Annotated in this window: 2 protein-coding genes; one reads left to right on the forward strand and one right to left on the reverse strand. The window is 71.0% G+C overall.

Annotation, left to right across the window (positions count from 1 at the left end):
• Positions 1 to 302 precede the first annotated feature (302 nt).
• Complete coding sequence (locus ACIBJG_RS38760; RefSeq protein ID WP_399315053.1) at positions 303 to 1,049, reverse strand: bifunctional DNA primase/polymerase; 747 nt, start codon at positions 1,047 to 1,049, stop codon at positions 303 to 305.
• 194 nt (positions 1,050 to 1,243) lie between these two features.
• Here ACIBJG_RS38760 and ddaH point away from each other — a divergent pair, with 194 nt between their 5' ends.
• Entirely contained in the window at positions 1,244 to 2,140 is an 897-nt protein-coding gene (gene ddaH, locus ACIBJG_RS38765; protein WP_399315055.1) for a dimethylargininase, read from the forward strand.
• Positions 2,141 to 2,238: the final 98 nt, after the last annotated feature.

Genomic DNA, 2,238 nt, shown 5'->3' on the forward strand with positions numbered 1-2,238 from the left:
GACATCGACCACCGCACCCGCAGGACCACCGTCCACATCGAGATCAGCACGTTGCCAAACCCGTCAGAGGGCTAACCGAACGGCATTGGCCCTAGGGCCTGTCGTCACACTGCCGTCCTCGCCCGAAGGGCGGCCGCGCGGCGTCAGGTGCGTGCTCTCGGCGTACCGGCCCCGGACCCCTGTACTGGACGTACCGGGGTCCGGGGCCGGTACGGCGAGAGTGCGTGCAAGGCGTCGCACGGCAGACGGCAGTGTGACGACAGGCCCCAGGGAGGACCCGGACCCCTTCGCTCTCGCGACGGCTACCGGCCCAGCGGCCAGGCCACCGACTCGTGGTCGACGTCGCTCTGCTCCGCGGAGCCCACGAATCGCGCGCAGGCGTCCGTCAGGGTCTCCAGCAGGGTCAGCGGGTCCGGCAGCGGGTTCTCCGGCCCCCGCACCCAGCTGACGTCCAGCTCACCCGGGAGCATGGCCGGTGGCAGCAGTACGTAGCTGCCCCGGCAGTGCCAGCGCAGCCCGGGGTGCTCGTCCATCGTCTCGGGGTGGCAGTCCAGCTCGCACGGCCACCACTCGTCCTCGTCCTCCGGCGTACCGCGCGTCGCGGTGAAGAAGAGCATCCGGTCGTCGCCGGACCGGGCCACCGGGCCCACCTCGATACCGGCGGCGAGGAGCCTTTCCAGCGCCTGCGTGCCCGCCGAGAGCGGGACGTCGAGCACGTCGTGGATCATGCCGGTCGCCGTGATGAAGTTGGCCTGCGGCTGGCTGCGGGCCCAGCGCTCGATCTGTGCGCGGTCGGTCGTGGACTGCGTCTGCCAGGCGAAGGAGATGGGGTGCCTGGCGGGGGTGGGACAGCCGACACGTTCGCACGAACATCGGTAGCCGACCGGGTGGGCGGCGGGCGCGATCGGCATCCCGGCCTCGGCGACAGCCAGGAGCAGCGCCTCCCGTGCGGTGCCGTCGACGTCACCCTGCTGCGGTTTGGGCCGTCGGCGCAGCCAGTGGGAAAACCTGCCCTCTGAGCCGCGAGCACGGCTGAAATCGGCGCCCATCTATCCCCTTACCTCAAGCGTTGCCCCTGTCCATGGTCCCACCATCCTGCGCCTCGGGTGGCCAGAGTCCTGAAGCGGGGTGCGCAGACCGGTGGCCCACCGCGATCACTGACGCACCCACGGTTGCGGTGAGCGGACCACGAGGGGTAACCACCCGATCGGTCCACTGTCCCCGCGGCCCCGGACGGCGCACCATGGGCTCACGCACACACCCGTGCGACGCACCGGCCGCAGCGGCCACCAATGCCGCAGCGACGATTCGTGAGGAGCCCTCGTTGCCTCGTGAAGCCACACCCCGCCGCTACCTGATGTGCGCCCCGGCGCACTTCAAGGTGACGTATTCCATCAACCCGTGGATGGACCCGACCAAGCCCGTCGACCTCCCGCTGGCACAGACCCAGTGGGAGGACCTGCTGGGCCGCTACCGCGCCCTCGGCCACACCGTCGAGCTGCTCGCGCCCCACCCGGACCTGCCGGACATGGTCTTCGCCGCCAACGGGGCCACCGTCATCGACGGCCGGGTCCTGGGGGCCCGGTTCGCGTACCAGGAGCGGTTCCCGGAGGCGGCCGCCCACCGCGACTGGTTCCGCGATCACGGCTTCACCGAGATCCACGAGCCCGTCCACGTCAACGAGGGCGAGGGCGACTTCGCGGTGACCTCCTCGTACGTCCTGGCGGGGCGCGGCTTCCGGTCCAGCCCGCTCTCGCACGACGAGGCCCAGGAGTTCTTCGGGCGGCCGGTGATCGGCCTGGATCTGGTCGATCCGCGCTACTACCACCTGGACACGGCGCTGAGCGTCCTCGACGACGCGGCCGACGAGATCATGTACTACCCGGGTGCCTTCTCGCCGGGCAGCCGGGCCGTGCTGGCGCGGCTCTTCCCCCACGCGCTGATCGCCGACGAGGCGGACGCCGCCGCGCTCGGGCTGAACGCGGTGAGCGACGGGCTGCACGTCGTGCTGCCGCAGGCCGCCACGGGCCTGTTCGATCCGCTGCGCGCCCGCGGCTTCGAACCGGTGCCGATGGATCTCGGCGAGCTGCTCAAGGGCGGCGGCAGCGTGAAGTGCTGCACCCAGGAGCTGCGGTCCTAGGGGCAATGCCGTTCGGTTAGAGGTTCGATCTGCGGCGCAATGCTCGGCGTTTCGGCTGGTGATACGGGTGCAGCCCTTGTAGGGGTTCTCGGGTCCGC

The sequence above is a fragment of the Streptomyces sp. NPDC050422 genome, assembly GCF_044458665.1.
Lineage (GTDB): Bacteria > Actinomycetota > Actinomycetes > Streptomycetales > Streptomycetaceae > Streptomyces.

Coding starts and splice junctions, on each gene's coding strand:
- ACIBJG_RS38760 (WP_399315053.1), bottom strand. CDS start 1,049: ATGGGCGCCGATTTCAGCCGTGCTCGCGGCTCAGAGGGCAGGTTTTCC.
- ddaH (WP_399315055.1), top strand. CDS start 1,244: ATGGGCTCACGCACACACCCGTGCGACGCACCGGCCGCAGCGGCCACC.